A 23,529-nucleotide genomic window follows, 5' to 3' on the forward strand; every position below is an offset into this window, starting at 1 on the left:
TGAACTTAAAATTTGTTTTTTACACAGGGGGTTAAATTGACCAGGCCTGGTCAAATTTTTTACACCATTTTAGAGCCTTGCGTGCGCGGAGTGATAGATGAAAATAGACGATAAATTACGGCTGCTTAAACAGGCTAAAAAATTAATTTATGACACGGTTAATTTGAATGACGCAGACATACAAGAAAATGCATTGGTGTTTATTAAAACCCATAAAAACACCTTGTTTAATACATTTATTGTTTATAACAATAAAGAGCGCAAGGCGGTGTTTTTAGCGGGCAGCCCCGGGGCGGGAAAAACCGAACTGGCCATGTCCATAGCCAACGCACAGGGTATTGATAGGATTGATACCGATGAAATTAGAAAATTGTGCCCAAATTACACTGGAAGCAACGCGCATTTGTTTCAAAAGGCGTCCAGTAAAGGGGTCAGTTTTTTAATGGATAAGGTGTTTAAAGACGAAATATCGTTTATTTTGGATGGTAATTTTAGCGATTATCGACTGCAAAAAGAGAATATTGAACGGTCGATTAAACGCCAATATTCGGTCATTATTGAGTTTGTTTATCGGCCATTGCACATTGCAAAGTTGTACACAGTATGCCGCGAAGAAAAAGAGGGTCGACACGTTCCGGATTTAATTTTTTACCAAAAGTTTTTAGACTCCATTACAACGTTAAAACGCATCATGGCCGAATTCAGTGTTGCGGTGGACTTTTTTGATTTAGAAAATGATCTAATTATTGAAAACATCACCGACTTTGACAGCGTAATAGAAGGGTCAGACAGTCTTAAAAAGACATTGAGCTGGCTAGCGCGTTTATAAAACAAGCGGTTTAAATTTTAAAATCCAAGGGTTGTGCACCGCCTTGCAAACACTATGCCCCAAGATTATGTGAAAAAAGTGACGCTACATAATTAATGGGTAGCGTCCCGTTTTTTATTTTTTTAAACAGCCAACAAACTCACCAGGCCTGGTGAGTTTGTTTTCACAAAGTTTAGGTTTAACCCTGCGCTAGGCGGAACTCAATCGCTTCGGCCACAAACGCGTTTAAGCTTTTATTACCCGCCGCCATCACCGCCGCCCTATGCAGCTCTGGGCTAATTCTAATATTAAACGTACCCTTTAGTGGGGTTTGAGGCGTCTTGCCAAGCTTTTCGCAGACGGCCAAATAATGGTCAACGGCAGAACAAAACTCACGTTCCAACTCTTCAACCGTTTGCGCCTCGTAATTTACCAACGCGCGAATGTACGCCAATTTTCCGTACAAGCAGTGGTCTTGGGCGCTGTATTCAACCGACCCTAAATAACCCTTATATTCCATGAATTCGCTCATAGTTCACCCCATTGATTTAGCTGTTCTTTAAGTTGCTTAAGAGCATACTCCTTAACCTCTTTAGACGGGTGCGGCTTATGCAGGTTAATGATGAAATCACCTTTTACAAAATCAACTCTAGAGCCTTCCGCTTCTATTTGCTCGAAACCCAAAGCCGTGAGCACTCCCACCACGTCTGACCATAAAAAGTTGCGTTTAGTAGCTAAAAACTTTTGCAATAGCTTATCTTTTTTGCTCATTTGTAACGCCCTGTTATGTTGCAACTAATTTTAATACCACTAGGCCAACGTTGCAACTAATTCTAATACCATTGTTAAGCTGGTTTTAACCAGGCCTGGTAAGGTTTTCGTACTAATCATAGTCAGGCAGAAAAATATAAAAATCCAAAAATCAAAGGGTAGCGTTCCATGTTTTTATGTAGGGTTTAATTATTTCTAATGCTATTATGGCTCGACTAAAAATGGAGATGTACAAATGGACTTAATTGACCGCGTAAATGAGATTTCAAAAAGAATTAAAACACTTGGCACTACTTTACAGACTGAGGAAGCCACTAAAAATGCACTGATCATGCCTTTTATTCAAGCGCTTGGATATGATGTTTTTAACCCTATTGAAGTTATTCCAGAGTTTACTACGGATCATGGTGTAAAGAAGGGTGAAAAAGTCGACTACGCGGTCACTAAAGACAATGAAATCATAATGCTCTTTGAATGCAAAAAATTTGGTGCAGAATTGTCACCAGGTCACGCAAGCCAACTATATCGTTATTTTTCTGTTTCTGAAGCCCGATTTGGTGTTTTAACGAACGGCGCTACTTATATGTTTTTTACCGACTTAGATAAGCCTAACCAGATGGATGCAAAGCCGTTTTTTACTTTAGATATGCAAAAGTTTGAAAAGCAAGAAATCGATGAGTTGAAAAAGTTTACTAAGCCTTCCTTCAATTTAGATGAAATTCTTAATACGGCGAGTGACCTCAAGTATACCAATGAGGTTAAGAAAATTTTGAATGCTGAAGTTGAAAATCCTTCAGATGATTTGGTTCGTTTTTTTACGGCAAAAATTTATTCGGGTCGTTTGACACAGCCAGTTCTTGAGCAATTTAGGTTGATTGTTAAACGTGCGCATAAGCAGTTTATTACCGATAAAATTAATGAACGTTTGGAAACCGCTTTAGCTCACCCTGAATTGTCGGTTAAAGATAATGCCTCTCCTTCCGTGTTGTTAAACGAGGTAAGTGTTGAACTTGATAATGGCGTTGTGACAACCGAAGAAGAAATAGAAGCTTACAATATTGTAAAAGCTATTTTGAGAACTAAGGCTGGGGCATCAAGAATAGTTATGCGAGATACAAAATCATATTGTGGCGTTCTGCTTGATGACAACAATCGAAAACCATTGTGTAGATTTCATTTTAATGCCAAACAGAAATATCTTGGGTTAATGACAGATAAAGTTGAAACGCGTGTTCCAATTGAATCGATAGATGATATTTTTGAGCATGCCGATAAATTGGTCGAAACATTAAACGAATATGGATAATTTGATGTGATTTTTTAAATTATTTATGACGATTTTTAACCTGCTTCGGCAGGTTTTTTTATGAAAGTTTGCAAAGCTTCAAGCCGCCAAAAAACTTACCAGGCCTGGTAAGTTTCAGTGCTTTTATACACCAGTATTAGGCGTTTTGCGCGTTATAGAGCGTGATCAAAACTTGTTTTAATTGGTTTTCGACGTCGGCGCGGCCGGCGAGTTGGTGGGTGGTGGCGACGGTTGACCAGGGTTGTTTTTTAAGGATTTTATCGCACCAAATGGCTTGGTGGCGATGTGATAAGGCGCTAAATTGCGCGGGTTGGTTTAGGCTAAAGTGCCATAACTGGCCGCTGATGCTCTCAAATGGGCGTTGACCGTTGGCGTAGCCCATTATGGGTTGTAACGCGTCTGGGTGCGCGGCGTAACAAGACGCGCTCTCTAACGCATTTTGTAACGTGTTGTGTAACGCAGTTAATAACAGCCAAATAATGTCGGCTTCAAGCTCGTTAAGCGATTCGATTAGGTTGTGGGCAAATTGCTGGGCAAAGGCGATTTGACTGGGACGCAGTGCGGCGTGGGCGGCTGAGTGCATGGGTTTTATCAGCACGGCATTGTGGGTGCCGCTGGCTTTGTCGCGTTTTACCCCCAGGTGATAGGGGGTGTAGCCTTGTTTAAGCCAAAACCGAACCAGGTCGGCGTGTGCGCCAAAGCTGGCGCTAAGGTAATCCACTTGCTGTTGTTGGGCGTGCGTTTGCCAGTGGTTGAGTAGGGCGTGGCCAATGCCTAAACGTTGGCATTGCGGATGCACGGCAATGCGCATGACGCGCCAGGTTCGCAGTGCCAATAACGCGTTGGCGGCGGTGTGATTGGCCAACAGTTGCGGCACCAAGTGGCCGTGCAGGCGTTGAGTGTGTTGGTGTGGTAATGGCCAATCGCCTTCGGCCACGCTGACCAAGACGCCGACTATTTTGTGCTGAAAACGCGCGACCTCAATGCGTAGATTGGGGGCGTTAAGCAGCTGTTGTAAATCGTTGGGACTGGTTTGGTAATGCGCGTGCACCAGCAGGCTAAAGAGTTGGCTGAAGTCGCGCAAGGCCTCTTCATGGGCACTGTTCTGGGCGTTAAATAGGGCGTGAATGTCAAATGTGTCGACGGTTACGCAGTCTAAATTAAGCGCGTTGGGCAGCAGATCGTTGGGGCCAAACACCGATGTTTGGGCGTTTAGGCAGAGCGCACGTTCAATGGCGTGTTCCAGCGGGTCGTTGGCGTGATAGCGAATGGGCTGGGTTAAATGCACGCTTTTCCACTGCGGGGTTTGGCGTTGTAAGGTCTGTTTAAAGCGCAGTTCAAAACCCCGCCCCGAGCCTTCGTAGCCGTGCAGTGTGGTGGCAAACACCAAGCGATGATACTGTGCCAGCAGGGCGCTTAACATGGGTGTGGGCAGTTGCGCGGCTTCGTCTATCATCAGCACGTCGGCGTTATTGGGCGTAAGCAACAGTTGGTCGGGGGCGATAAATTCTAGGGTTTTTAACTGCCCTTGGTACATAAAACTTACCCGACCTGGTGATTGGCTTAATTGGCTTAATGAACCGATGGCGTTGGATGGACTGTTTTGTGTGCTGCTTTGTGTACTCTGTTCAGCGCGTTTACATTGCAACCAGGTCTGGGTAAAGGCGCTGTGCAGTTGTTCCAATTTGGGGGCGGTCAGCACAATGTGCTGTTTGCCGGCCAGTAAACAGTCTATCGCCCCTAACCCTAATACACTGCTTTTGCCGCGCCCACGATCGGCCGAAATAACCAATGGGCGTTTGCGATGCCCAAACGCCACTGAATGAATGGCTTGCAAAGCCGCGTGTTGGTCGGCGGTGGGCAAGGTGTCCTGCACGGCATGATGGGCGTTTAGGGTTTTAAGCTGTTGTAAGGCGTTTGACCAGGCCTGGTCAATGTGTTCGTCGTGTTGTTTTAGCCATAATACCGGGTGTTGGGATGGACTTTGCCATTGGTGAATTAAATACTCGTTAAAATACGACCAGGCCTGGTCAAGCGTGTAGGGCGTGTTTAAAAAGCGCGCGTTTTCAGGATTAACGGCGGTGCGCCAAATGTCCACAGGCGGTGTAAGCAATACCAGCAAGCCGCCGGCACGCACCATGCCCGACACCATTCCCAACTGGTTGGCGCTTAAGCCTTGCGAGGCGTCCAGCAAAACACCGTCTACTTCTTGGCCTAAACGGTGCGCTAAAGACGCGCCGCTCACGGTAGTAATGTGGGCGTGTTCTGTTAAGTGTGCGGGGTTAAGTGTTGGGTTGAATTCTGGATTAAATTCTGTGTTAAATTCTGGGTTAAGCGGCAAACTCAGCCAGTGTGTGGGGGTTTGCGCCAAGCGATGTTGCGCGCTAAACAGAGCGTTTAACACAGTGTTTTGCCAGGTTACCTCGCCGCTTAACACCACCCACAAGCGATGGCGTTGGGTGTGTAAGGTGTGCAACAACGTGTAAAAATCATCTGACCAGGCCTGGTTGTTCATGCATTCCTCCTAAAAAACTTGAGACCTTTGCACGAGTGAGGTGCGAAATAAAAATGAGGGAAAATTTTGCCTGATTGCGGCGGAAAACGCAGTGAATAGCTGGCTATTCGCAAGTTTTTCAACAAAAATCAGGTGAATTTTAACCATTTTTATTCGTGCATACACTCGTGCAAAGGTCTCTTATAATAGCTTCATTTTAGACCAATTTACGAGCAACCCTTGACCATTACAACCCAATTCTTGACCGAACCAGCGGCGCTGTGTATTCAATACAATGATTTAACGCGGCGTTTTAAAGCGCTGAGTCAACCCTCTGGGTCAACGACCTTTCGAATCGCGCAAACCGGTTTTGGTGATGGACGGCTTTTTTTAGCCCTTGCCCAGCACTGGTTAGAGCACGCACCCGCGCAGGCGCAACTGCATTACATGGCGTTTGAACCACAGTCTTTGAACGTTCAAGATTGGCCGCAATCGTCGCCTGCAAACCCCTTGGCTGACGCGTTGCGTGCGCAGTATCCAAACCCATTACCCGGCTGGCACGACGTTTGGTTGGCCGAAAATAAAATTCGCCTAACCTTGTGGTTGGGCGATGTGCAACGTGGTTTGCAAGAGTGCGATGGCGCAAATGGCTCTAAAGTAGACGCGTGGTGGCTGGACGCGAACGACTTCCAAGATTCGTCGAGCGTGCTTTCGCCCGCGCTGTATCAGCAAATGGCGCGTTTAAGTCATGCCAGCACCACCTTTCTCAGCGTGGGTGCAACCGACGCAGTGCGCGATGGCTTAAGTGCTGCTGGTTTTTTGGTGCAAAACGCCACCGCTACTGCAAATGCCAACGAGTTAGAGTCGAAACTCTGTTTTGGCCAATTACGGCAAACACGGCCGTTTAGTTTAAAAGCCCCGTGGTTTGCCAGGCCTGAGCCGGTATGCTCGCAACTCAACATGCCATCGAACGTGCAATCAAACACGCAATCCAATGCCCTGCCCCGTAACGCCATTGTGGTGGGGGCAGGATTGGCGGGGGCGAGTGTGGCGCGCGCCTTGGCCAATGCGGGTTGGCAGGTGACCGTGTTAGAAGCCGATGAATGTGTGGCTAGTCAAGCGTCGGGCAATTTGGCCGGCACGGTGCATCCCTTAATTACCGCCGATTGGAACTTACGCAGTCAATGGTATTTGCAAGGCTTTGAAGCGACCTTGCGCGCGCTGCAACCCGCTTTACAGCGCGGCCAACTCCGGGGTGAATTAAACGGTTTGATTCAACTTTTGGTCACGCAAACCAGTTTAGAGCGCGTGCAAGACGCGTTTAGGCGGGTGGGTTTGCCCCCGTCGTTAGCGCAATGGCAGTCGGCTCAACAGGCCAGTCAAACCTTAGGCACGTTAGCGGCCGTGCCGGGCGTGTTTTTTCCGCAAGGCGGTTGGTTGCATCCCCAATCGGTGGTGAACTTTTGCCTGGCGCATCCGGCCATAGCCGTAAAAACCGCGCACCGCGTCACCGATTTTAGGCGTACAGACGTGGCAGAGCGCGAGTCAAACACCTGGACGGTCATCACCCCAGCAGCCACCTTTACCGCTCACGTTTTGGTGTTTGCCACCGGCGGTTTGTCCAACGAGCTTAACGCACGGTTGCACTTGCCCATTCGACCGGTAAAAGGCCAGGTAACTCATTTAAGTGCCGCACAGCAAACCACGCCGTTAAAGTGCCCGGTCACGCACGCTGGGTATTCGTCGCCGTGCGGTGACGGCTTGGCGGTCACCGGTGCAACGTTTGAAGCGCCCGACATGAGTCAAATCCTGTCCATGCAAGGTCACGACATTAACCTAAGCAACGCCGCGGCCGCATTGCCCGAGTGGTTGAAGCCGGCGGCAGACATGCTAAGCCTGCCAAACGCGTTACACACGTTAAGCAATGAGTCTGGGCGCATTGCCTTTAGACCCACCACGCCCGATCACTTGCCCATTATGGGTGCAGTACCCGATTGGGATTGGATGAACCGTACCTATTTATCGCAGTCGCACACGCACGCGGTGTACCGTTATGCGCCCCAGCGTTATCAACCGGGATTGTTTGTGTCAAACGGTCATGGGCCACGCGGGTTAATGTCGGTGTTTTTAGCGGCCGAATCGATTGTGGCCGACGTGCAAGGCCACGCGTTGGTGCAGCCGCTGGCGTTGTATCACGCCAGTCATCCTGCGCGGTTTGCCATTAGAGCCTGGCGCAGCGGGCAAAGCACGCCGACGGTTTTGGACGATTAATGTTGTGGCCAGAAGAGTCACTTTCTATATAATGACCCGCACACCCATCTTGAGGAACATCTTATGTATTTATTTGGAAAAATCAGTCTGATTATTTGGATTGTTATTATTGTGTCGTTGGCCATTATGTTTGATTGGTACGGCAGTCGTGAATTGGCGCAAACTGGGCTAGAAAAAACCCAAGAAGCGGTCGAAAAACTCTCCGAAACCGGCGATCACATGCAAGGCGCGTTGGACGTGATTAAAGAAGAAAAAGAGAAAATGACCGAGTGATATAGGTTGGCGAGATGTTGGCGAGATGTTGACGAGGCGTTGACCAGGCCTGGTCAACGCCTCATCAACGCACTGCGTAAAAGTGGTTGAGTCCGCCGTGGCGGCTGTTGTCTTTGTCGCTGTGGCCTGTGTTGTTATTAATATTAAGGTATCGCGGCTGTGCGTTGTGCGCGTGGCTAAGGGCGTTAAACAGATAGGTTTTGGCGTTTTGTACGGCGTTTATTAAGGGCTGGCCTTTGGCCAGTTCGGTGGCCAATGCCGACGCGAGCGTACAGCCCGTGCCGTGCGTGTGCGGGGTGTTAAGGCGTGCGGTGGCAAAGGTGTGATGGGGATTTAAAGTGCCTTGTTGGCTTAACATCACCAAATAGTCAATGGCGTGTGGCTCAACGCTGTGCCCGCCTTTAATGAGCACATTGGGCACGCCCAGGGCAAAAAAGCCTTGCGCCATCTGCTCAATTTCGCCGGCTTGGCCTTTAAACTGCGCGTTGAGCAACCGATTGACCTCGGGCACATTGGGGGTGAGCACGGTGGAAAGCGGCAAAATGTCCTGAATAAATAAATCCAGCGCGCTGGGTTCGAGCAATGCCCGCCCACTGCTGCTGACCAGTACGGGGTCTACCACCACGTGAACGTGCGGGTGTTGCTGACAGTAAGGCTGCAAAAAGGTCAAAATCACTTCAATGGTGGCGTGGTTGGCGAGCATGCCCATTTTAATGGCGTGGGGTTGATAATCGTCAAAAATGGCCTGCAATTGCGCTTTAATAACGTGCGCGGGCAAAGGGTGCACACTGTGCACGCCACGGCTGTTTTGCGCAGTAATGGCGGTGGGTACGGTTAACGCATAGCCTTGCAGGGCACTGATGGTTTTTAAATCGGCCTGCAATCCTGCACCGCCCGAACCGTCTGAGCCGGACAGGGTAAGCACAGTGGGCAAGGCGTGCGCCGCGTCGTTAACGTTTGAGTGGGAGTGTGTCATGCCCACATCATACAAAGAGCTTGGGGCTGGGTCAATTACGGTGCCCTAAAGGTCGCTCTTTATTTTTAATGCATTTTTAACGTGTTTTTTATGAGCGTTTAAGGGTTTATATGGTTGTTTACACTCAATTTGGATGGACAGTGATTGTTGCGTTAAGTGCGTTGGCGCTGCTGTGTGCCGGAGTCGGTTGGGTGCTGTGGGCACAATTAAAACGCGCAGCCGCAGAGCAAACAGTCCAACGTCAAGCAACGCACACGGCACGGGTAGCCCAACAAAACAGTGAACAGCAAGTTAAAGAGTTGCAAGCACAGTTAGCGGCTATGCAGGCCTTGCACACCACTTCGGTAAATGAATCTAATAGCAAATCGGCTTTTTTAGCCAATGTAATGCACAGCGTGGCCGAGCCCATGCAGGCCATTGTTACCCAAACCGAAACCTTGTTAAACAGCACCTTAAATGAGTCGCAACGTCACGCTGTGCAAACGGTACTGCAGCGTTCGCAATGGGCGTCTAAGACCGTAGAGAATTGGCGCGAATTTTTGACGGTTGATGCCGGACAGGCGTGCATCAAACACGAACCGATGGCGTTGTTGCCAGTGGTTGAAAGCGCCTTAGAACACCTGGCCGACCAGGCTTACAGTAAAGGTTTGCGCTTGGGGTATTTTATTGACCCACAGATGCCCCGTGTTATTTTGGCCGACGAAACTCGTGTGCGCCAAATGCTGCTTATTTTGCTTGAAAACGCCATTAAATACACTCAACAGGGCGATGTAACGCTGACCATCAGCATGACTTGGGCAAAACAAAGTGGGCAATTTATTGAGTTTGCCATAGCAGACAGTGGCGCAGGCATGAGCCCAACCGCTCAGGCGACTTTATTTGAAGCTTTTTGGCAAGCCGATGCTTTGAGTGTTACGCCGCTTACCAAAGCCCGAACTGGCTTAAGTTTATGCAAATTGTTGGTGAATTTAATGCAAGGTTATATTGGCGTGCAAAGCCAAGAGCATCAAGGCACACGCATTTGGTTTAAATTGCCTTTGCAGCCGTTTGACGCACACCCGTGTTTAGAACCCGCACCCCTTAGAGTGGTGGTGGCTATTTTATTGCCTGACGATGCGTTTACCGCCAAAGTGGTTAAGCAATTAGGGCAGTTAAACGTGACGTTGCTGGTGTATTCGAGTACGGCGGTGTTGCTTAAGGCGTTAGAAAAAGGCGAACTGGCGCACGTTCATGTTATCTCAATTGACATGGTTACGTTAGAGCAGACTCCGCAAGAGGCGCCTGCGTTAATGGCCAGTTTGGCGCAGGTTACCCAAACAGTGGCGTGGGTAATGACGCCTAAACAACAAGAGCTTAACGCCACAGAGGTGTTAACCCAGGCCAATCGCATGCTGATGCTTAAGCCGTTAAAATGGTCTTTGTTTACACAAATTTTACGTAAGCTTACTTTTGAGCCAATGATGGATCAGTCCATGGCCGCCTTACCAAAACGCGGCGATTTAGCGTTAAAAGTTTTGTTGGTTGAAGACGATTTGGTCAGTCAAAAAGTGGCAATGGCACTGCTTCGTAACATGGGGTTTTTGGTAGATTTGGTCAATAATGGCACGCAAGCACTGCATTATTTGGCACACACGCCTTGTGATGTGGTGTTAATCGATTGCCAGATGATGAACCTTGAGGGCTATAACATAGTTCGCAAGTGGCGCGAACAAGAGCGCGCATCATCGCTTAAGGGTACTCTTTCTAAGCCCTTGGTAATACTTGGCATGCACAGTGCCGTGCCTTCTGACGACGCGCTCAGTATGGCAGACATTGCAGCAGACGTTAAGGCCGCGGGCATGAACGATTGGTTAACCAAACCTTTGCGCGGGCCAGAGTTACATCAAAAAATAAATCAGTTTTTAAGCTAAATCGCTATGGGGAGCACACATTTATGACAACACCGCGTATTGGATTAATGATTATTGGTGATGAAATTTTGTCCAGCAAACGCCAAGACAAGCATTTGGCGCAAGCCAATGAACTGCTTAAACCCAGAGGTTTGGCTGTTAGTTGGGTAAAAATATTGGGCGATGAACCCAGTTTGCTGCAAGAAAATTTGCAACAGAGTTTTGCACAGGCGCAAGCGCAAACCGACATAGTGTTTTGTTTTGGCGGCATTGGCGCTACCCCCGACGACCGTACTCGTCAATGTGCGGCGCAGGCGTTAAAGTTGCCATTAGTACGCCACCCCGAAGCGGTCGCCGAAATTGAAGCGCAGTTTGGTGAGGCGGCCTATCCGCAGCGCATTCACATGGCCGAGTACCCAGCGGGTGCGGCCATTATTCCCAATTTTTACAATCGAGTACCGGGGTTCTCAATTGAACACCACCATTTTATGCCAGGGTTTCCGATGATGGCCAAACCCATGATGGAGTGGGTGCTTAACACCTATTACGCGCATTTAACCCAATCGCCCACCATCGAAAAAGCCATTCGGTTAATCGATGGTCAAGAGTCGGAGTGGGTCGAGTTTATGGAGCAATTTGAGGTTGAATTTCCGACGTTGCGCTTGTTTAGTTTGCCCAGTATTGACGCCGATCATAAACGCACCATCGATTTGGGGGTGGAAGGCTTAGAAGAGCAAGCGGTAGCCGGTTATAAAAAATTAGTGGCCGAAGCGCAACGACGCGGTTGCCAGTGGCAGGCGCTGTTATGACCTTGTCTACAAATCACACTACGAGCCATGCTGTGAGCCACGCTATAAACCATTGGGATGTGGTAATTATTGGTGCGGGCGCTTCGGGTTTAATGTGTGCCGCCACCGCCGGTTATAACGGTAAGCGGGTGCTGGTGCTGGATCATGCGCCCAAAGCGGCGGCTAAAATCCGCATTTCGGGTGGCGGTAAATGTAACTTCACCAATTTAACGGTGACCCCTGCTCATTTTATCTGTCAAAATCCGCATTTTGTTAAAAGTGCGCTGTCGCGTTACCCCAGCAGTGCGTTTATTGAGTTAGTAGAGCGCCACGGATTGGAGTACGAAACCCGCGAGCTGGGCAAGTTATTTTGCACGCAACGCGCGTCAGATTTAATTCAGATTTTACGCACCGAGTGCGATTGGGCTGGGGTTGAAGTGCAAACGCACACCCAGTTAAATACCGTGCGCGCGTTACCCGAAGAGGGCGGATTTGTGCTCGACATTACCGACACGCTGAACGCCACGCATAGCGTATTACAGACCCAAAAAGTGGTGGTGGCCAGCGGCGCGTTGTCGTTTGCTAAATTAAAAGCCAGCGGTTTGGGCTATCAATTAGCCAAACAGTTTGGTTTAAACGTGCTGACCACTTCACCAGGCCTGGTGCCTTTGGTGTTTGAAGGCAAATGGTCTGATCGCATTGCGGCTTTAAGCGGGGTGGCGTTAGACGTGGTGGCAAGCTGCCAACAGGCGCAATTTGCGGAAGCGATGTTGTTTACCCATAACGGTTTAAGCGGTCCGGCGATGTTGCAAATATCCAACTACTGGCACATTGGCGAACCTGTTCACATTAATTTGTTACCAGGCCTGGTCGCTTTAGACGAGCTTAAAAAGCTCAAAAACTCGGGTCAAAGCCTGGTTAAATGGCTTAATCAAACCTGGCCAAAACGCTTTACCCAGGCCTGGTTAGAGTGGTTTCCCATAGAGCACCAGTTGTCTAATGTGCCCGACGAACTATTAGCCGATTACGCGCAAAAACTAACGCAATGGACGCTCTATCCCAACGACACCGCCGGGTACGATAAGGCCGAAGTAACGTTGGGCGGCGTGGACACCGACGAGGTGTCGTCTAAAACCTTTGAAGCCAAAAAACAGCCCGGCCTGTATTTTATTGGCGAAGTCCTCGACGTGACCGGGCAACTGGGCGGCTACAACTTTCAATGGGCTTGGGCATCGGGCGTAGCCTGTGGGCTGGCGTTGTGAACAACGTAAGTGACCTCAAGAACTTTTAAGAAAAAACCAAGAAAAACCAAGAAAAATTAAGAGAAACTTTTATGAATTTATTAAATTTGGACTTGAGTCATCGTGATTCATTTTCTAAAATCGTCAAGACGTTAGTGGGGCAGCATCATTCTGATCCCAATCAGATGTTGTTGCACGCCATCGAAAGCGAGGCCGACATTGAAATGAATTATTGGATGACCATGGTGTTGGTGCAAGAGCATTTTGTGTCGTCCCAACACGTGGTGGCAAAAGACGCAGCGGGTGCGCCCGTTAAAGCTTTACATGCGGCGTGTTTACTGCAAAATGTGGGCGTTGTGGCCGCTTTGCTCGAATTAAAAGGCTACACTGGCTCGGTGACCGATAAAGAATATCAACTCACTGCGCGTATGGCGTCAAAACAAGAAGACCAAGTTATTTTGGGTTTGTTGATGAAATGCGCTCAAGATCAAGATGCGTTAGAACCTTTTATGCGCGCCTTGCAAGGCTCAACGTTACAATAATTAACAAGGTTGATTTGATAGTCAAAAACTATCATAGCAGTATAAACAATTAACTTTACTAATTGTTACATGCGCCATAAACTGTGTACACGTTATTAAACAACTTCATTATTTTTATTTTTACTTTAATTATCAAGCTAGGAGTTTCACCATGGCATTAGTCAACAAAGAAGGTCAAAAAGTTCCCAATGTAACGTTTCCAACGCGTAAGAATGGCGAATGGGTCAATGTGACTACCGATGAAATTTTTAAAGGTAAAACCGTTATTGTATTTTCACTTCCAGGTGCGTTTACGCCAACGTGTTCCTCTACTCATTTACCCCGTTACAACGAATTAGCACCGGTATTTTTTGCCAATGGCGTTGACGAGATTGTATGTGTATCGGTTAACGACACGTTTGTAATGAACGAATGGGCTAAAGACCAAGAATCTAACAATGTGCGTTTAATTCCAGACGGTAACGGTACGTTTACAGATGGTATGGGCATGTTGGTTAACAAAGGCGATATTGGCTTTGGTATGCGTTCATGGCGCTATTCTATGTTGGTAAAAGATGGTGTGGTTCAAAAAATGTTTATTGAACCAGAAGTAGAAGGTGACCCATTTGAAGTGTCGGATGCCGACACCATGTTGAACTTTATCAACCCAAATGCCAAAGCACCTAAAGTTGCGACCATTTTCACTAAGCCAGGTTGCCCTTACTGTGCAAAAGCTAAAGCAATGCTAGAAGACAACGGCATCAGCTATGAAGAAATTATTATTTCAAGCAGCGGCGTATCTTCACGTACTTTACGCGCCGTGGCCAATGCATCTACCGTTCCACAAGTGTTTATCGAAGGTGAGCACATTGGTGGATCTGACGATTTAGAAGTGTTTTTAGCAAAATAATCTTATTCAGTTCACCAGGCCTGGTGAACTAAAGTAAGCCAATTGCTAAACGTTTAAAGGGCCTTTTTTAAGGCCCTTTTTAGTTTAAAGGTCTCTTAAAAGACGATGCAAACAGTAAACAAAGGAACAACCATGAAATACGATTATGATGTGATTGCCATTGGCGCGGGAAGCGGAGGTTTGTCGGTAGTAGAGCGCGCGGCCGAATACGGAAAAAAATGTGCAGTGGTCGAGGCTAAAAAATTGGGTGGCACGTGCGTTAACATTGGTTGCGTGCCCAAAAAAGTGATGTGGTTTGGCGCACACATTGCCGAAGCCTTACGTGATGCACCCGACTTTGGATTTGATATAGAGCACAAAGGTTTCACGTGGAGCAAGTTGGTGGCGGCGCGTCAAAATTACATTAACAACATCACCACGTGGTACGACGGTTACATGAAGGACAAGGGTGTCGAAGTGTTGCACGGTTGGGGCAGTTTTGTGGACAATCACACCGTGTCGGTCGATGGCAAACATTACACCGCCGAAACCATTGTTATTGCCCCAGGTGGCATTCCGCTGATTCCAAACGAAACCGAAAACGGTGCGCTAGGGTTAACGTCGGACGGTTTTTTTGCCCTAACCGAACAGCCTAAAAAAGTCGCGGTGATTGGCAGTGGTTACATTGCGGTTGAATTAGCCGGAGTGTTTCAAGCCTTGGGTACCGACACGACGTTAATTAGCCGTAAAGATTTGGTGTTGCGCGGCTTTGACGACATGATTCGCGAAACCTTAACCGATGCCATGTTAGAAAGCGGCATTAAAAAAGAGTACCATTTTGCGGTCAAAAAATTAGAGCGTGTTGCTGACGGCACATTAACCATTCACAGCACCGACGGTCAAAGCGTAGGTGGCTTTAACGAAGTGGTGTGGGCCGTCGGTCGTGAAACACTGATTGAACCATTGGCGTTACAAAACGTAGGCATTGAAGCAAACGGTTACGGTTTTATTGACGTGGACGACTGTCATAAAACCGTGGTAGACAATATTTACGCGATTGGCGATGTCACCGGTCAAGCACAATTAACGCCCGTAGCCATTCGCGCTGGGCGTTATTTGGCTGAACGTTTGTACAATAATAAGCCTAATTTAAAGTTGGACTTAAGCATTGTTCCCACGGTGATTTTTTCGCACCCTCCGGTGGGCACCATTGGTTTGGCTGAGCACGACGCACAACGTAAATACGGCCATGACAACGTTAAGGTGTACACGTCTATTTTTACCCCAATGCGCTATGCGTTTACGCAGCACAAAATTAAAACAGCGTTAAAATTGGTGGTAACCGGTGCGGATGAGAAAGTGGTGGGCATTCACATTGTGGGTGACGGCGCGGATGAAATGCTGCAAGGTTTTGCAGTAGCGGTGCAAATGGGTGCGACTAAAGCCGATTTGGACGCGACCATTGCCATTCACCCTTCTAGTTCTGAAGAGCTGGTGACCATGCGTTAAAATGGTCGAGATGTGCTTGCCTATGTTGCACTGTGCAAGATGGGTTGAACAAAATGCGTATAGCAAAAAAGACCGATGATTCGGTCTTTTTTTATGGGCGAAAGAATTACAAAATTAACTCTAAGTGCGCGTGGTTTCTAGCTAATCGCGGTAAAAAACTTAATGTATTGAGTCGATTTTTGGGCTAAATGCCCACCAATATAAAACTCAAGTTCTACCTCTTCACAGATGTGAACTTTTACATCCAAGTTAACCGGAACCATGGTGTTTAGGTCAAGGCATTCAAACGTAATCTGAATTTGATCGTCCACTTCCAGCGGCACGGCCGACAAAAAACCAATGCCATTGGCCGATAAATTGGTGATGGTGGTGTAAATCACTCGACCTTTTTGCAATAATAACGACGGAATGTGAGTGGGCAAACGCGCCTCACGCCGGCGTTCAAGGTATTCACGATCGGTGTGGGGTGTTAATAAACTCGAGTTGAGTGAGGTCATAACAATATCCGTAAACTGGTTGGGTAATTAGTAAATATTCTAATTTATTTTTATACATACTACTGTCTATGGATACACTTGTAAAGTATTGTAAAAGATATCTTACAATACCGTTAATCTATTAAAAATAGCAATATAGTGTGCAGTAAGATGATTCATGCAAGCGTTAATAGAAAGACTTTAAACGAGAGAAACTTTGGTTAGACTGAGGAATAATTTGATCGAATTTATACTTTATAAATCGTGAATATAACGGGTAGGATTTTACTTTAAACAGTTATTGGAGGTTAAATGACAATTCGATCGTATAAAGGCATTGTGCCAAAAATAGCCGATTCGGCTTGGGTGGACGTCAGTGCGGTGGTCATTGGGCGATGTGAACTGGCACAAGATGCAAGTATTTGGCCAAATGCGACGTTGCGTGGCGATGTAAACGACATTGTGATTGGGGCGCGCACCAATATTCAAGATGGCGCTGTGGTGCATACCACGCACGAAAGTGCTGTTTCAAAAGGATCAAAATGCATTGTGGGGCAAGACGTCACCATTGGTCATAATGTGGTATTACACGGTTGCATTATTGAAGACGAATGTCTGATTGGCATGGGTGCGGTGGTGTTGGACAACGCGGTGGTGCAAACTCATGTGCTGGTCGCCGCCAACAGTTTGGTGCCGGCGGGTAAAGTGCTAGAAAGTGGCTATTTGTATATGGGGTCGCCCGTCAAGCAGGCGCGCTTGTTAACCGAGCAAGAAATAGCCTTTTTTAAGTATTCGGCCGCGCATTACGTGCGTCTAAAGCAAGATTATGAAGCGGAAGAATTAGCCAATACCAATAATGGTTAGCTCGTATAAAGCCCAAAGCTCGCGTAAAAATCGTAAGCGTTTTACGATGTTTTAAGGCGTTGATGTTTTTGCCATCTGCGCTCTCACCTCGGCAATCACCTCAGTCATATTGGGGCGTACGCCGCGCCATACATAAAACGCCTCGGCCGCTTGTCCCACCAACATGCCTAAACCGTCTAGCGCTTGACAGGTGGGTTGCGCGCGCTTGGCCCAGTCCATAAACACCGTGGGTTGTTGGCCGTACATCATGTCGTACACCAAGCTATTTTTTCCAATCACCTGGTCGGTGATGGGTGGAATCTTACCTTCCAAGCTGGCTGAAGTACCGTTGATGATAATGTCAAACGGGTGAGCTGGAATATCATCCCAGCCGCTGGCGCTTAAGGTTGTCGGGGTATTAAAACGTTGCATTAGCGCATTAGCGCGACTGTCAGTGCGGTTGGCAATGTGTACCAGGCCTGGTTGTTTGTTTAATATCGGCTCTAAAACGCCTTGCACAGCACCGCCTGCGCCCAAAATAAGCACCGATTGCTCTTTAAACAGTCGTTTGGCATTTAGTTCAATGTCGTTCACCAAGCCAACCCCGTCTGTGTTGTCGCCCAGGCTGGTGCCGTCGGCATTAAAGAGTAAGGTGTTAACCGCTTGCGCGGTTTGCGCCCGCGCGGTTAGCTGGGTGGCGTATTCAAATGCGTCCAGTTTAAAGGGTACGGTTACATTAACGCCTTTGTAGCCGCGATGGCGTAAATCGGCCATGGCCCAGGCAAAGGTTGTATCGTCGGTGTCAATACAAATGGCCTCGTATGCCATGTCTTGTTGTGTTTGTTCGGCAAACAGGCGGTGAATTAAAGGCGACTTTGAATGGCTAATGGGGTTGCCCACCACCGCGTATAAATCGGTCATTAGGCATCACCTTTTTGTGATTGCTCTTTAAGCCAAATGGCCGCTAGTTTGGCGTAGTAAGTCAAAATTCCATCGGCACCGGCGCGTTTACAGCTTAATAGTGTTTCGAGTACCACCTCTTTTTCGTTAAGCCAGCCATTTTGTGCGGCGGCTTTAAGCATGGCGTATTCGCCGCTGACGTGGTACACAAAGGTAGGCGCTTTAAACTCGTTTTTAATGGTGCGTACAATGTCTAGATACGGAATGCCAGGCTTGACCATGACCATATCCGCGCCCTCGTTTAAATCTAGCGATACCTCGTGCAGGGCTTCGTTGGCGTTGGCCGGATCCATTTGATAGGTGTATTTGTTGCCCGATCCTAACTTGCTGGCCGAGCCTACGGCGTCTCTAAACGGGCCGTAAAATGCTGAGGCGTATTTGGCCGAATAGGCCATAATTTTTACATTTACATAACCATGGTCTTCAAGGGTTTCACGAATTTCAATGATTCGACCGTCCATCATGTCCGACGGCCCAAGCACGTCGGCACCGGCTTGCGCGTGCGATAACGCTTGCTGCATCAACACATCAATGGTGTCGTCGTTAAGCACATAGCCGTCGTCGTCAATGATGCCGTCTTGGCCGTGGGTGGTAAATGGGTCAAGCGCCACATCGGTCATGACGCCCAAATTTGGACAGGCCTGCTTAACCGCTCTAATGGCACGTTGCGCCAGACCATCGGGGTTGTAGGCTTCTTCAGCTTCGAGCGATTTAACCTCGTCGGGGGTGACTGGAAAAATCGCAATCATAGGTATGCCCAGAGCGTTAATTTCGATTGCTTCAAGTACCAAAAGGTCTATACTCAGGCGCTCAACCCCCGGCATGGATTTAACCGGCTCGCGTTTGTTATGGCCTTCAATCACAAATAGAGGCAAAATTAAATCGTTGGCAGTTAAGGTGTTTTCGCGCATCAAACGACGCGAAAAATCGTCTTTGCGCATGCGGCGCATGCGCGTGATAGGGTATTGACGGTCAATCATGTTAAAACCTTTAGGTGTTTGAGGGCAAAATAATAAAAAATAATGAGTGTGTTGGTAAGCTGAACCGTTTGCACGAGTAAATGGTTTTTAAAACTAAAAACGCAATCGAAAAACTGAGTGGTTAATCATACCTTTCAACTTATTAAAAATAAAGGAGGCTAAACAGTGGGCGATTGGATGGAGTATCTGTTTTTTGATTTAGGGTTGGCACAACGCTTTAAAATGTTTTGTGGAAACCTAAACATTGCCGCAGAGTTAGAAGCCGGTCAAACGCACACCGGTGAGGCCAGTTTTACCGTTAAAGTTTCGGATGCAATAGACGAAAACGTACTAGAACAACTTGAAACGCAGTACAGTGAAGTGTTGTTTGGTGAACAAGCCGCTTTATTGGACGAAAATGATGCATACGGTGCATTGGCAGATTCATGTGGTGTGCAAGTGCAATTGCAATCGGGGCTGTTTACCACGATAGCAATTCATCCTGTTATTATGAATAAAATTTTATCGGTGCTGAGCGTCGATGAATTGCAACATTTTTTAAATCAAGTGGCCGAAGACATCGAAAATCCCAAAAACGGTCCGGTATGTGCAAGAAAAGTTTTACCCACTATATGATGTGTTATAGAGGTTTAAAAAGGGCTAAATAGCCGTTTGATAGAAAATATGCGAACCACTCATAAAAAATTATATAAGAGAATGCTAATTTTTCTAGTGTTTACACTTGCAGTCGGTAAACTTAAAATTTATGATTACTGACCAGCAATAACTGTATTGGCCCGTAATGAGAGTCTAAGCAGTACAGGCTGATAATAATAACCAAAACTCTTGAATCTGGGGTGTTACTTAACCAACGGTAAGACCATCAAGGAGCAATAAATGACAGATAAAATCGTAGAGAAGGTCGCGGTTCAGACTGAAGAAAGTCGTAACCAAGGACGTCGCGCCTTTTTGAAAGGCAGTGCCGCAGTAGCTGGGGGAGTGATGTTCACTCAAGCAGCGAGTGCCACAGATAAAATGGGATATGATGCTAAAAAAGCAGTAGCACCATACGCCGGTAAAGAAGAAGTAACAAAAGTACTAGAAGATGGTGCTGCACGTAAGTCTTTAGGTTTTGGTGTTCGTAAGTATCCTTACGGCATGCCTTCTCCTTTTGAAAAAGAAGTGCAACGTCGTACTTTAGAGTGGTTGACTCCGGATGCGATTGCATCTATCACTATGACGCCACTACAAAGCTTGCACGGTATTATCACGCCTAACGGTTTGCACTTTGAGCGTTACCATGGTGGTGTACCAACCATTAACCCAGATGAGCACCGTTTGGTTATTCACGGTTTGGTTGAACGCCCATTAATTTTTACAATGGACGACTTAAAGCGTTTCCCTTCAGTTTCACGTATTCATTTTGTTGAGTGCCCAGCTAACGGCGCAATGGAATGGAAAGGCGTGCAGCTAAACTCAGTACAATGGACTCACGGAATGATGTCGTGCGTTGAGTACACAGGGGTTCGTTTGTCTGACTTGTTAAAAGAAGCGGGTATTAAACCTGAAGGTACTTGGTTGATTCCAGAAGGTGCCGACGCGGCAGGTCTAACGCGTTCTATTCCTATGGATTTGGCAATGGATGACTGTTTTGTAGCATACGCGCAAAACGGTGAAGCCTTACGTCGTGAACAAGGTTACCCTATTCGTTTAGTGGTTCCTGGTTGCGAAGCTAACATGTGGGTTAAATACTTACGTCGTATTCACGTTACCGATTCACCGGCTCAACACCGTGAAGAAACGTCTAAATACACAGAATTAATGCCTGATGGTTCATCACAGCGTTTTTCTTGGTACATGGAAGCCAACTCGGTTATAACGTATCCTTCACCTGACTTTAAAATGCAAGGTCCTGGTAAATACTACATTCGTGGTATCGCTTGGTCTGGTCGTGGTAAAGTGGCTCATGTGGATATCACCATGGACGGCGGTAAAACATGGAAAGAAGCACATTTTACGTCAGCTGTGTTGGACAAAGCTTGGACTCGTTTTGAAATTGAATGGGACTGGGATGGTAAAGAAGCGTTCTTGATGAGTCGCGTAACAGATGAAACTGGTTATGTTCAACCTCCAATGCCGCAAATGCGTGCATTAGAAGGAACTAACAACGTATATCACCGTACAGCGATGGTTACATGGCGTGTACATGCGTGGGATGAAGGTCAATTCGGAGGCTTAGTAGAAAATGTTCAGTACTAAGAAAACTTTTATTGCAGCATCGATTGCAACCCTGTTCACTGGATCGGCAATGGCCATGAGCGGAAGCTCAGACGGCGCAACCGCTTCAGGTGAAAAAATTAACGGTAAATACGCTGCTAACTATGCAGAAATTATCAAAAATGCAGACGGAAAATACCTAGATAAAGCGGTTATTGAAGCCATTCTTGGTAAAGACGCTGCGCACGGGCGTGATGGTTTAATGGATAAGTTAGACCCCGCTAACCCGTACTCGTTTGAAGTGGATGACAGCATTGACGGTGGTAACCACGGTAACGCGCAATGTAAGATTCCAAAAGCGTTTGTTGAAGTGCATGAAAATGCCGCTAAAAATTATTACGATGACAGCAAGTACGTTGCACGTGGTTTTGGTACGCCTATTGCTGAAGCGGCTGTGGCTAAGTGGAACATCACCGTTGATGGTGATGGTCGCGGATTACCAGATCCTAAGGTGGGTATGACTGTAGCTGAAGGTGGAAAAATTTACGTTCAGTTCTGCGGCATGTGTCACGGTGAATTTGGTGAAGGCGCAAAAGGTTATTTAGCCTTAGCGGTTGAGGAAAGCTTAATTACTTCTGACATGTACGATCCTGCACCGCAAAAAGCCATTGGTAACTTTTGGCCTTATGCCACAACGTTATTTGATTACATTCGTCGTACCATGCCTTTCTGGACACCTAACGCACCGTTTATTGGTGACGCAGGTTACATGGGTATGACCGGTTATATGCTTCAGTCAAACTACATCCCTATTGACGATGAAGGTAACGTGTTGGAAGACGATACGTTCTTTAACTCTGAAATGTTGATGAAAATGAACAAGTACATGCCTAACCAAGGTAACTTCTTCTGTGATCACCGTCCTGTTATTCATAACGCACGTTGCATGACAGATTGTGATAAAACACAAATTGGTGACGGTACTGGTGATACAAACAACTATCGTCAAGCACGTTTGTTGCCTGATGGTACGCCGCAGTACAACGTTCCAGAACGTATGAATGAAGACAAACCAGGTGTTGGACACCACGGTATGTAATTCAGTCACATTAATCTTAGATTAATGGTGTTGATTAGCCCGCTTCTTAGCGGGCTTTTTTATGCCTGAAATAAATGTATTTGATGTCTAATCATCAATAAATAATTGAATTCTAATGCAGTTACTGTAAAATTCGTTATCCCCAGGAGGATATAGCGTTGGTCGCTATGAATTTATTCATAACGACTTTTTGATACAGTTCTCTATCAAGCCACACATTAATAACGGGTTAAACTAATGCGCAAATCTTTGATTGATCCTTTTAATCGCACCATTGATTACGTGCGAGTTTCCGTGACTGATAAATGCAACTATCGCTGCGGTTACTGTATGCCTGAACAAGGCGTTCACCCAGATGGTGTTCACAGCGAATACCTTTCTTACGACGAGTTAGCGCGCATTATTAAAGCCTTTGTAGACCTAGGTGTTGCCAAAATTCGTATTACGGGCGGAGAGCCTTTGGTGCGTAAAAATTTGGCAGGATTTGTGGCGCAAATTAAAGCGTTTGATGGTCTAGAAGACATTGCACTGTCTACTAACGCGCATTATTTAGAACGTGAGGCTGAGGCATTAACTTTAGCCGGCGTAACACGTGCCAATATTTCTATTGATTCACTGCGTCCTGCGCGCTTTAAAAATATTACGCGAGGCGGTGATTTAGAAAAAGTATTGGCCGGAGTCGATAAAGCTCTAGAAGTAGGCATGAAGCCCATTAAATTTAACATGGTGGTTATGAAAGGCACCAACGATGATGAGATTGAAGCCATGGTAGATTATGGTATTCAAAAAGGCGTTGAAGTAAGGTTTATAGAAACCATGCCGATTGGCCCCGCAGGGGTAGGGATGATGGAACAACATTATCCAGCAGATAAAATTTTGGCACGCATTAAAAAGCACGTGGGAGTCGATTTAATTCCTTCAACCGGTAAATCGCATGATGGTCCGGCACGTAACTTTATCATTGCGGGCACCGATACCCGAATTGGGGTGATTTCAGCGGTATCACAGCATTTTTGTGCCACGTGTAACCGCGTGCGTTTAACGGCCAAGGGAATATTGGCGCTGTGCCTAGGCCAGGCCGATTCTGTTGATTTACGCACGCCATTGCGCAATGGCATCACTGACGAGGCGTTGCAGCAATTGATTGTGGATGCGATGCTTAAAAAACCTGAAAAGCACTTTTTTAATGAAAATGTGCACAACATAGAATTTAGACAAATGGTTCAATTGGGTGGTTAA

Annotated in this window: 22 protein-coding genes; 15 read left to right on the forward strand and 7 right to left on the reverse strand. The window is 46.9% G+C overall.

Features of this window, described 5'->3' with window-relative positions; genetic code table 11:
- Nucleotides 1–97: 97 nt before the first annotated feature.
- On the forward strand, nt 98–829 hold the full coding sequence (locus EP181_RS00580; protein WP_127469934.1) for a zeta toxin family protein: 732 nt from the start codon (nt 98–100) through the stop codon (nt 827–829).
- A 178-nt stretch (nt 830–1,007) separates the two neighbouring features.
- Here the strand turns inward: EP181_RS00580 and EP181_RS00585 are convergent, their stop codons facing one another.
- Both EP181_RS00585 and EP181_RS00590 read right to left on the reverse strand, forming a co-directional pair.
- Entirely contained in the window at nt 1,008–1,340 is a 333-nt protein-coding gene (locus tag EP181_RS00585; RefSeq protein ID WP_127469935.1) for a type II toxin-antitoxin system HicB family antitoxin, read from the reverse strand.
- Nucleotides 1,337–1,579 (reverse strand): type II toxin-antitoxin system HicA family toxin, encoded by a 243-nt coding sequence (locus EP181_RS00590; protein WP_127469936.1) that lies wholly within the window; start codon nt 1,577–1,579, stop codon nt 1,337–1,339. The genes EP181_RS00585 and EP181_RS00590 overlap by 4 nt, the downstream gene beginning before the upstream one ends.
- A 235-nt stretch (nt 1,580–1,814) precedes the next feature.
- On the opposite strand from EP181_RS00590, the gene EP181_RS00595 reads away from it, so the two are divergent.
- Complete coding sequence (locus tag EP181_RS00595) at nt 1,815–2,885, forward strand: type I restriction endonuclease (protein WP_127469937.1); 1,071 nt, start codon at nt 1,815–1,817, stop codon at nt 2,883–2,885.
- A gap of 136 nt (nt 2,886–3,021) precedes the next feature.
- Here EP181_RS00595 and EP181_RS00600 read toward each other — a convergent pair whose 3' ends face one another.
- Nucleotides 3,022–5,400, reverse strand: a complete 2,379-nt coding sequence (locus EP181_RS00600) for a GNAT family N-acetyltransferase (protein ID WP_127469938.1) — start codon at nt 5,398–5,400, stop codon at nt 3,022–3,024.
- Nucleotides 5,401–5,619: 219 nt separating this feature from the next.
- On the opposite strand from EP181_RS00600, the gene mnmC1 reads away from it, so the two are divergent.
- Together mnmC1 and EP181_RS00610 are read left to right on the forward strand one after the other, a co-directional pair.
- Nucleotides 5,620–7,650: an FAD-dependent 5-carboxymethylaminomethyl-2-thiouridine(34) oxidoreductase MnmC1 gene (gene mnmC1 / locus EP181_RS00605; RefSeq protein ID WP_127469939.1), complete on the forward strand. Its 2,031-nt coding sequence runs from the start codon at nt 5,620–5,622 to the stop codon at nt 7,648–7,650.
- A gap of 63 nt (nt 7,651–7,713) precedes the next feature.
- Complete coding sequence (locus tag EP181_RS00610; RefSeq protein WP_127469940.1) at nt 7,714–7,923, forward strand: hypothetical protein; 210 nt, start codon at nt 7,714–7,716, stop codon at nt 7,921–7,923.
- Between the two features lie 64 nt (nt 7,924–7,987).
- On the opposite strand, the gene thiD is transcribed toward EP181_RS00610, so the two are convergent.
- Entirely contained in the window at nt 7,988–8,899 is a 912-nt protein-coding gene (gene thiD / locus EP181_RS00615; RefSeq protein ID WP_127469941.1) for a bifunctional hydroxymethylpyrimidine kinase/phosphomethylpyrimidine kinase, read from the reverse strand.
- A 110-nt stretch (nt 8,900–9,009) separates the two neighbouring features.
- On the opposite strand from thiD, the gene EP181_RS00620 reads away from it, so the two are divergent.
- The 6 genes from EP181_RS00620 to gorA all read left to right on the forward strand — a co-directional run bounded on the left by EP181_RS00620 (nt 9,010) and on the right by gorA (nt 15,736).
- Nucleotides 9,010–10,809, forward strand: coding sequence for an ATP-binding response regulator (locus tag EP181_RS00620; RefSeq protein WP_127469942.1), 1,800 nt, complete (start codon nt 9,010–9,012; stop codon nt 10,807–10,809).
- A 23-nt stretch (nt 10,810–10,832) separates the two neighbouring features.
- Nucleotides 10,833–11,597 carry a competence/damage-inducible protein A gene (locus EP181_RS00625; RefSeq protein ID WP_127469943.1) on the forward strand — a complete coding sequence of 255 codons (765 nt, stop codon included), beginning with the start codon at nt 10,833–10,835 and terminating at the stop codon, nt 11,595–11,597.
- Nucleotides 11,594–12,838, forward strand: a complete 1,245-nt coding sequence (locus EP181_RS00630) for a BaiN/RdsA family NAD(P)/FAD-dependent oxidoreductase (protein ID WP_172959650.1) — start codon at nt 11,594–11,596, stop codon at nt 12,836–12,838. Before EP181_RS00625 ends, EP181_RS00630 begins: the two co-directional genes overlap by 4 nt.
- Before the next feature lie 71 nt (nt 12,839–12,909).
- Nucleotides 12,910–13,359, forward strand: a complete 450-nt coding sequence (locus tag EP181_RS00635) for a hypothetical protein (RefSeq protein ID WP_127469944.1) — start codon at nt 12,910–12,912, stop codon at nt 13,357–13,359.
- Between the two features lie 151 nt (nt 13,360–13,510).
- Nucleotides 13,511–14,248 carry a glutathione peroxidase gene (locus EP181_RS00640; RefSeq protein ID WP_127469945.1) on the forward strand — a complete coding sequence of 246 codons (738 nt, stop codon included), beginning with the start codon at nt 13,511–13,513 and terminating at the stop codon, nt 14,246–14,248.
- A gap of 132 nt (nt 14,249–14,380) precedes the next feature.
- Complete coding sequence (gene gorA / locus EP181_RS00645; RefSeq protein WP_127469946.1) at nt 14,381–15,736, forward strand: glutathione-disulfide reductase; 1,356 nt, start codon at nt 14,381–14,383, stop codon at nt 15,734–15,736.
- Nucleotides 15,737–15,873: 137 nt separating this feature from the next.
- On the opposite strand, the gene EP181_RS00650 is transcribed toward gorA, so the two are convergent.
- Entirely contained in the window at nt 15,874–16,233 is a 360-nt protein-coding gene (locus EP181_RS00650; RefSeq protein WP_127469947.1) for a PilZ domain-containing protein, read from the reverse strand.
- Between the two features lie 291 nt (nt 16,234–16,524).
- On the opposite strand from EP181_RS00650, the gene EP181_RS00655 reads away from it, so the two are divergent.
- Nucleotides 16,525–17,076: a gamma carbonic anhydrase family protein gene (locus tag EP181_RS00655; RefSeq protein WP_127469948.1), complete on the forward strand. Its 552-nt coding sequence runs from the start codon at nt 16,525–16,527 to the stop codon at nt 17,074–17,076.
- Nucleotides 17,077–17,127: 51 nt separating this feature from the next.
- Here EP181_RS00655 and aroE read toward each other — a convergent pair whose 3' ends face one another.
- Both aroE and hemB read right to left on the reverse strand, forming a co-directional pair.
- Nucleotides 17,128–17,976 carry a shikimate dehydrogenase gene (aroE, locus tag EP181_RS00660; RefSeq protein ID WP_127469949.1) on the reverse strand — a complete coding sequence of 283 codons (849 nt, stop codon included), beginning with the start codon at nt 17,974–17,976 and terminating at the stop codon, nt 17,128–17,130.
- Entirely contained in the window at nt 17,976–18,995 is a 1,020-nt protein-coding gene (hemB, locus tag EP181_RS00665) for a porphobilinogen synthase (RefSeq protein ID WP_127469950.1), read from the reverse strand. Before hemB ends, aroE begins: the two co-directional genes overlap by 1 nt.
- 165 nt (nt 18,996–19,160) lie before the next feature.
- Between hemB and EP181_RS00670 the strand changes: the two genes are divergently transcribed.
- The 4 genes from EP181_RS00670 (at nt 19,161) to moaA (ending at nt 23,529) form a co-directional block, all read left to right on the forward strand.
- Nucleotides 19,161–19,610 carry a hypothetical protein gene (locus tag EP181_RS00670; RefSeq protein WP_127469951.1) on the forward strand — a complete coding sequence of 150 codons (450 nt, stop codon included), beginning with the start codon at nt 19,161–19,163 and terminating at the stop codon, nt 19,608–19,610.
- Nucleotides 19,611–19,871: 261 nt separating this feature from the next.
- A complete protein-coding gene (gene soxC, locus EP181_RS00675) occupies nt 19,872–21,233 on the forward strand; it encodes a sulfite dehydrogenase (RefSeq protein WP_127469952.1) in 1,362 nt (453 codons plus the stop codon).
- A gap of 55 nt (nt 21,234–21,288) precedes the next feature.
- Entirely contained in the window at nt 21,289–22,290 is a 1,002-nt protein-coding gene (locus EP181_RS00680) for a c-type cytochrome (RefSeq protein WP_232023453.1), read from the forward strand.
- 237 nt (nt 22,291–22,527) lie between these two features.
- Nucleotides 22,528–23,529: a GTP 3',8-cyclase MoaA gene (moaA, locus tag EP181_RS00685; protein WP_127469954.1), complete on the forward strand. Its 1,002-nt coding sequence runs from the start codon at nt 22,528–22,530 to the stop codon at nt 23,527–23,529.

It is taken from the genome of Thiomicrorhabdus aquaedulcis (genome assembly GCF_004001325.1).
Lineage (GTDB): Bacteria > Pseudomonadota > Gammaproteobacteria > Thiomicrospirales > Thiomicrospiraceae > Thiomicrorhabdus > Thiomicrorhabdus aquaedulcis.

Bases quoted from the DNA above. Each gene is read 5' to 3' on its own strand.
- EP181_RS00580 (WP_127469934.1), top strand. From the start codon at position 98: ATGAAAATAGACGATAAATTACGGCTGCTTAAACAGGCTAAAAAATTA.
- EP181_RS00585 (WP_127469935.1), bottom strand. From the start codon at position 1,340: ATGAGCGAATTCATGGAATATAAGGGTTATTTAGGGTCGGTTGAATAC.
- EP181_RS00590 (WP_127469936.1), bottom strand. From the start codon at position 1,579: ATGAGCAAAAAAGATAAGCTATTGCAAAAGTTTTTAGCTACTAAACGC.
- EP181_RS00595 (WP_127469937.1), top strand. From the start codon at position 1,815: ATGGACTTAATTGACCGCGTAAATGAGATTTCAAAAAGAATTAAAACA.
- EP181_RS00600 (WP_127469938.1), bottom strand. From the start codon at position 5,400: ATGAACAACCAGGCCTGGTCAGATGATTTTTACACGTTGTTGCACACC.
- EP181_RS00610 (WP_127469940.1), top strand. From the start codon at position 7,714: ATGTATTTATTTGGAAAAATCAGTCTGATTATTTGGATTGTTATTATT.
- thiD (WP_127469941.1), bottom strand. From the start codon at position 8,899: ATGACACACTCCCACTCAAACGTTAACGACGCGGCGCACGCCTTGCCC.
- EP181_RS00620 (WP_127469942.1), top strand. From the start codon at position 9,010: ATGGTTGTTTACACTCAATTTGGATGGACAGTGATTGTTGCGTTAAGT.
- EP181_RS00625 (WP_127469943.1), top strand. From the start codon at position 10,833: ATGACAACACCGCGTATTGGATTAATGATTATTGGTGATGAAATTTTG.
- EP181_RS00630 (WP_172959650.1), top strand. From the start codon at position 11,594: ATGACCTTGTCTACAAATCACACTACGAGCCATGCTGTGAGCCACGCT.
- EP181_RS00635 (WP_127469944.1), top strand. From the start codon at position 12,910: ATGAATTTATTAAATTTGGACTTGAGTCATCGTGATTCATTTTCTAAA.
- EP181_RS00640 (WP_127469945.1), top strand. From the start codon at position 13,511: ATGGCATTAGTCAACAAAGAAGGTCAAAAAGTTCCCAATGTAACGTTT.
- gorA (WP_127469946.1), top strand. From the start codon at position 14,381: ATGAAATACGATTATGATGTGATTGCCATTGGCGCGGGAAGCGGAGGT.
- EP181_RS00650 (WP_127469947.1), bottom strand. From the start codon at position 16,233: ATGACCTCACTCAACTCGAGTTTATTAACACCCCACACCGATCGTGAA.
- EP181_RS00655 (WP_127469948.1), top strand. From the start codon at position 16,525: ATGACAATTCGATCGTATAAAGGCATTGTGCCAAAAATAGCCGATTCG.
- aroE (WP_127469949.1), bottom strand. From the start codon at position 17,976: ATGACCGATTTATACGCGGTGGTGGGCAACCCCATTAGCCATTCAAAG.
- hemB (WP_127469950.1), bottom strand. From the start codon at position 18,995: ATGATTGACCGTCAATACCCTATCACGCGCATGCGCCGCATGCGCAAA.
- soxC (WP_127469952.1), top strand. From the start codon at position 19,872: ATGACAGATAAAATCGTAGAGAAGGTCGCGGTTCAGACTGAAGAAAGT.
- EP181_RS00680 (WP_232023453.1), top strand. From the start codon at position 21,289: ATGAGCGGAAGCTCAGACGGCGCAACCGCTTCAGGTGAAAAAATTAAC.
- moaA (WP_127469954.1), top strand. From the start codon at position 22,528: ATGCGCAAATCTTTGATTGATCCTTTTAATCGCACCATTGATTACGTG.